Origin of the sequence: Mycobacterium sp., assembly GCF_049802695.1 — a bacterium.
In the GTDB taxonomy this organism is placed as follows: domain Bacteria; phylum Actinomycetota; class Actinomycetes; order Mycobacteriales; family Mycobacteriaceae; genus Mycobacterium.
Genome location: NZ_JBARMY010000500.1, coordinates 1 through 5,464, shown reverse-complemented (window position 1 = coordinate 5,464; position 5,464 = coordinate 1). Strand labels below are relative to the sequence as shown.

The 5,464-nt window shown below is 62.2% G+C and carries 7 protein-coding genes; 6 read left to right on the top strand and 1 reads right to left on the bottom strand.

Annotation, left to right across the window (positions count from 1 at the left end; all coding sequences use genetic code 11):
* The 3 genes from WA317_RS19725 to WA317_RS19715 form a co-directional block, all read left to right on the top strand.
* Window positions 1–745, top strand: a 745-nt coding sequence (locus tag WA317_RS19725) for a cytochrome P450 (protein ID WP_425174638.1), incomplete at its 5' end; no start/stop codon positions are given.
* Window positions 746–835: 90 nt separating this feature from the next.
* Window positions 836–2,233 carry an FAD-dependent oxidoreductase gene (locus WA317_RS19720; RefSeq protein ID WP_425174637.1) on the top strand — a complete coding sequence of 466 codons (1,398 nt, stop codon included), beginning with the start codon at window positions 836–838 and terminating at the stop codon, window positions 2,231–2,233.
* A gap of 115 nt (window positions 2,234–2,348) precedes the next feature.
* Window positions 2,349–2,522, top strand: coding sequence for a hypothetical protein (locus WA317_RS19715; protein ID WP_425174636.1), 174 nt, complete (start codon window positions 2,349–2,351; stop codon window positions 2,520–2,522).
* 86 nt (window positions 2,523–2,608) lie between these two features.
* Here WA317_RS19715 and WA317_RS19710 read toward each other — a convergent pair whose 3' ends face one another.
* On the bottom strand, window positions 2,609–3,124 hold the full coding sequence (locus WA317_RS19710; protein WP_425174640.1) for a TetR/AcrR family transcriptional regulator: 516 nt from the start codon (window positions 3,122–3,124) through the stop codon (window positions 2,609–2,611).
* 216 nt (window positions 3,125–3,340) lie between these two features.
* On the opposite strand from WA317_RS19710, the gene WA317_RS19705 reads away from it, so the two are divergent.
* From WA317_RS19705 to WA317_RS19695, 3 genes are all read left to right on the top strand, one after another.
* Entirely contained in the window at window positions 3,341–4,084 is a 744-nt protein-coding gene (locus WA317_RS19705) for a hypothetical protein (protein ID WP_425174639.1), read from the top strand.
* A complete protein-coding gene (locus tag WA317_RS19700) occupies window positions 4,081–4,848 on the top strand; it encodes a hypothetical protein (protein WP_425174635.1) in 768 nt (255 codons plus the stop codon). Before WA317_RS19705 ends, WA317_RS19700 begins: the two co-directional genes overlap by 4 nt.
* 8 nt (window positions 4,849–4,856) lie before the next feature.
* Window positions 4,857–5,464, top strand: a 608-nt coding sequence (locus WA317_RS19695; RefSeq protein WP_425174634.1) for a cytochrome c oxidase subunit 3 family protein, incomplete at its 3' end; no start/stop codon positions are given.

Below are 5,464 nucleotides of genomic sequence, written 5' to 3'. Positions count from 1 at the left end.
GCTTGCCGCCGACATTCTGCAGGCGTGCCGCGCCGATCCCACCGTCCGGGCGCCGCTGGTGCATGCCTTGATCGCGGCGACCGACCCGGCGACCGGACAAGGGCTCTCTGATGACGAGATCTGCGCTGAGCTGATCGTGTTCCTGGTCGCCGGCCACGACACCACCGCCACGACTCTGACTTATGCGTTGTGGTCGTTGGGCCGTTATCGCGAATTACAACAACGCGTGGTCGCCGAAGTCACCGACTTGGGCGACGGCGACCTCACCCCCGACGATGTTCCCCGCCTGGGCTATACCGTTGCCGTAGTGCAGGAGGCGCTCCGTCTGTGCCCGCCGGGTGCCGCGATCGGCAGGCAAGCGATGCAAGATATCGCCGTCGACGGCTACCGCATTGCGCGTGGCACCACGCTGATCGCCGGGGTCTATGCCGTTCACCGCGACCCTCGACTGTGGGAAAACCCGCTGAGGTTCGACCCCGACCGGTTCAGCGCGCCAAACTCAGCAACGCGGAACCGCTGGCAATACCTGCCGTTCGGCGCCGGCCCACGGTCGTGCATCGGAGACCACTTCGCGATGCTGGAGATCACCCTGGCCCTGGCCACCATCCTCCGACGGACTGACATTCGTTCCCTCAGAGGGGATTTCCCACTAGCGGTACCCTTCACCACCGTTGCCGCAGAAGCCATACCGGCCAAAGTGCTGCGCCGTCGCAAACTCTGCAATGCATTGGCCAAACGGTGCTGACTCACATGGCAAAGCCGAAGTCGCATTCCGCAGACAGTGGGAACCGACTCGGACATAATGTCCTAACCACATCGGGGTCCGGAGCGGCTGATGGCCAAGCTTGGTGAGCATGCAGTAGTTCTCGGTGCGAGTATGGGCGGCCTATTCGCCGCCAGAGTGTTGGCTGACTTCTACGACCGTGTCACGATCGTCGAACGCGATGTGCTGCCTGACGAGCCGGCGAACCGGCGTGGCGTGCCGCAGGGCCGTCACGTGCACGCCCTGCTGGGACGTGGCTCCCAAGTCTTGGCTGAGCTGTTCCCTGGGTTCCTCAATGAACTCGTTGAGGCCGGAGCCCCCATACTGGACTACACCGATCTGTCCAAAGGGTTCTTCTCTATTGCGGGGCATCACTCCATGCGCAGCGGTGGGTTCAAAGACATTCCGCCGCTGTTCATCCCGAGCAGAATGTTGTTGGAGGGTCTTGTTCGGCGACGTTTGCGTGCGATGGCGAACGTCACGCTTTTGGAAGGCTATGACGTTGTCGATCTGACGTCGACCACCGAGCGCGATCGCGTCACCGGCGCGCGGATTCGTTCCCGTGACGGTGCCGGTGAAGAACGGGTGTTGACGTCGGATCTCGTTGCCGACGCCACCGGCCGCGGTGCGCGAACGCCTGCTGTCTTGGATTCTTTGGGTTATGGCCGTCCCACCGAGAACAAAATCGGCGTGCGGGTGGTGTATTCCAGTCAGCTGCTGCGGATTCCGCCCGACGCGCTGAGAGAACTGATCGTCCTCGTCGGTCCGGTTCCGGGCCGACCTACCGGGATGGCGTTGTTCAGATACGAAAACGACGGTTGGATGTTCACTGTCTTCGGAATGGCGGGCCACGAACCGCCGACTGAGCCGGCCGAGATGCTGGCCTTCGCCGAGAACTTCGCCCCCGGTCACGTGCTGAAGGCGCTTGGTGCCGCGAAGCCCCTCACCGAGGTCTGCCGGTTCCATTATCCCGCGAGCCGCTGGCGGCGCTACGACCAGATGCGGCGGTTCCCGGCCGGCCTGTTGGTGTTGGGCGACGCGATTTGCAGCTTCAATCCGATTTACGGTCAGGGCATGACGGTGGCCGCACTTGAAGCGTTGGCACTCCAGCGTTGTCTATCTCGTGGCGCAAGTGGTTTGGCGCATAACTACTTTCGAGCCTCGACCAAACCGATCGGCGTGGCCTGGCGATTCGCCGTTGGGGGTGATCTCAACCTGCCCGAGGTCGAAGGCCCCAGGCCACTGTCGTTGCGCCTGACCAACAGATACGTCGACCGGCTTCAGACCGCCGCCGAGTCCGACATTGTTGTCGCTGAGCAGTTGGCGAAGGTTGTGGCCCTCGTCGACAAGCCCGCCCGGCTGCTGTACCCGAAGATGCTGTTTCGTGCCGCAACCGCCGGACGCCTCGCCCGCGAAGGTGGTCATGCAGCAACAGCGAGCGAAGCGGCTCGGCGACCCGTCGATAGGTGACAGCAACGTCGTTGAGGACGTCGGCAACGGGTTACCAACGCGCACGGCAGGGTATGCGCTGTGGCGGAATCGCGTAAGGTCCGCCGGCCGATGATCTCAAGTCAATGGAAGCGATATGACGGAACCCGACAAAGAAGACCCACTGAGTCGCGCTCAGGAGCTGGAGAGCATGGTCGATGAGCTCGATGAGAAGGTTGCCGATGAACGGGAAGCGGAAGGCGTTCCGGGCAAACCCAGCGACAGGGAAGATGCCCCTACCCGCGGCTCGGAGAATGAGCCGCCGGATTAGAAGCTCGGCGCTCGAGGTGGATCGATATAACGGGGCACGGCTCGGAACGCCCCGGTATTGCTCGCCCGCCAGCTAGCGCAGAGCAACTATGCGATTCCGACGATGCGCCGGGTCAGGAAGATGAGCTGCTCACGCAGTGTCTGCTCGTCGAGCCCGTCGACGAGCGGATTTGCGACGGTGCCCCCGATGGCCGCGGACAACATCGCTGCCTGAACCAGTGACTTCGGGCCGGCGTCATCGCCCATCAGCACGCCGTAGAGACGATTGATCACCGCCACGAACGGCTCGTGGGACGCCAGCAGCCGGATGATGACGGGGTCGAACTGCAACACGCTCACCAGGCGGCGGCGCTGAATCGCCAGGTCGATCACCCACACCAGCAGCATCTCGCGGGCGCGAAGGCGGTCGTGCTCTGCTTCGGCGGCGTCCAAGGCTGCCTCGATTTTCAGCATCTCGGCTTCGGTGACGGCGAGGACGATCTCATCCTTGGTGTTGAACTGGTGATATACCGCCGCTTTTGTCACGCCGAGGGCATTGGCGATCATCTGCAACGACGTCGCGCTGACACCATGTTCGGAAAACAGCTCCAGAGCGGCCTTCATGGTGCGGATCTGCGCGGCCGACCTAGGCACCGCATTCAGCCGCGCCGGGATCCCAGCATCGGCGGAAGACACGCGTCCACAGTAGCCGCTCGACTAGCCATAGGCGGCCCACGAACGCTCCTCCATGCCGATCCCGGCCCCATTGATCCCGGCTAGCCGATCGGCTACTGTGGGTTCGGCTAACCGACCGGCTAGGCCGAGAGAGCGTAGGTGACGATGAACGTCAGGGCGCAGTGGATAAGTCTGTGGATCACGCCGTTCTTCGCGGCGATTCTGCTGCTGGCATTCTTCGCTTTCCCTGGGTTCTTCCCACCGATGTCCCCGGACATGCCTGCCGACCAGGTCGCCGCCTTCTACGCACAGCACACGGCGCTGATCCGCTTCAGCATGATTACGTTCAATCTCTGCGCGATCATGCTGATTCCGTTCTTCATGACGATCGTCCTTCAGATCAAGCGGATGGCGCTGCCGAGCCAACTGCTCGCCTATAGCTATCTGTGTTGCATCGCGGGCGCTGCAACGTTTTTCGCCATCGCCGACATCTTCTGGCTCGTCGCGGCATTCCGGCCGGACCGCAATCCGCAACTCATCTTGCTGCTGAACGACATGGCATGGCTCATCTTCACCGCCCCGGTCGGCATGGTCGTCGTCGCGAATCTCAGCCTGGCCCTGGCAGTGTTGCTCGATGCGCGGGCCCAACCGATATTCCCGCGGTGGGTCGCCTACTTCAGTGTCGCGACAGCCGCAGCAATGACACCGGCCGCGTGCGCCGTGATCTTCCGTACCGGACCGCTGGCCTGGGATGGTGCCGTGTCCTTCTGGCTGCGGCTCGGCGCCTTCAGCGTAAACATCGCCGTGATGTTCTTCGTCCTGCGCAGAGCGATCAAACGGCAAGCAGCCGAAGAACCCGCCGAGGACGAGCGGTCACAAGGCACGCTGGCCGAGACGGTGACGCGGTGAGCGAAGCGATTGCGACCGCGGCGCCGGTCACCACGCCGACCGGCAACACTCTGCATTGGAAGCGAATTCCCAAGATCGATCAGCGGATCGCCTGGTGGACGATCCCGATCTTCTACATCCTCTTCGGGCTCATCTTCGTCGTGCTCACCCGGGTGATGCCGCCACCGCGGCCAGACGTCGGGCCCGGGCAAATCGTCGAGTTCTTCCACGCACATTCGCTGACTATTCGAATCGGGTTCGCCATTCTGATGGTCGTTGTGGGATTCACCGGCGTGGCCAACGGCCTGATCGCGTTGCAGATCAAGCGGATGTCGGTGGCGCCGGTATTCGCCTACGGCTACATCGCATCCCTCACCGTCGGCGCCATCCCTGGGTGTGTGCTGCCAGGGTTCGCGTTCGTAGCGGCCGCGTTCCGGCCGGATCGTGACCCACAGATCATGGTCATGCTGTACGACTGGTGCCTGCTGTCCTATGTCGGATCGCTGGGCTGTTTCTGCACACAGAACATGGTTCTGGCGCTCGCCATCTTCCTCGATCGCAACGACATCCTGCCGAAGTGGTTGGCGTACATGTCCATCTGGATGATCGTGACGGAGCTACTCGCCGCACCCGTATTTATCTTCAAGTCCGGCCCGGTGGCGTGGAACGGTTCGATCAGCTTCTGGGTTGGCACAGCCGTGTTCGTGGCTTGGGAAATGTGCATCATCTGGCTGCTCTACCGGGCGATCACACGCCAGCCGGCGGCCGAACAGATCCAGGACTGAGAACGGCGATGACAAACGCAGAGCAAACCGCGGCCGCGCTTGATCACGCCGCGGTAGCCGATTCAGGCGGCAGCACAACACATCTCCCGGGTGACAAAGACATGTGGGTCTTCGTGCTCGGCGACTTGATTATTTTCGGAAGCTACTTCCTCATCTTCATGGTCTACCGACATCAACACCACGCGCTGTTCCTGGACTCGCAACGGCAACTCAACCTCACGGTCGGCGTCATCAACACGCTGCTGCTGCTGACGAGTTCGTGGTTCATCGCACGAGGCGTGCAGGCATCTCGGGTGCGTGACTACGACCGAGCGGTGCGGCTGACCGTATCCGGTGGTCTCTGCGGTGCGCTGTTCCTGCTACTGAAGATCTATGAGTGGTCCACGAAAATTACCGCGGGCCTGACCTTTTCGCACAACGAATTCTTCATGTTCTATTACCTGCTGACCGGTGTACACGTGTTTCACGTGGCCCTCGGTCTCGTCTTTCTGGGTGTTGTCTTCGTCAACCTCGGCGACCCGAAGAACCGCCGAATATCGACGGTCGAGACCGGCGCCACCTATTGGCACATGGTGGACCTGCTCTGGGTCGTCATCTTCGCGCTGGTCTACGTGAT

Bases quoted from the DNA above. Each gene is read 5' to 3' on its own strand.
- WA317_RS19705 (WP_425174639.1), top strand. From the start codon at position 3,341: ATGAACGTCAGGGCGCAGTGGATAAGTCTGTGGATCACGCCGTTCTTC.
- WA317_RS19715 (WP_425174636.1), top strand. From the start codon at position 2,349: ATGACGGAACCCGACAAAGAAGACCCACTGAGTCGCGCTCAGGAGCTG.
- WA317_RS19710 (WP_425174640.1), bottom strand. From the start codon at position 3,124: ATGAAGGCCGCTCTGGAGCTGTTTTCCGAACATGGTGTCAGCGCGACG.
- WA317_RS19720 (WP_425174637.1), top strand. From the start codon at position 836: ATGGCCAAGCTTGGTGAGCATGCAGTAGTTCTCGGTGCGAGTATGGGC.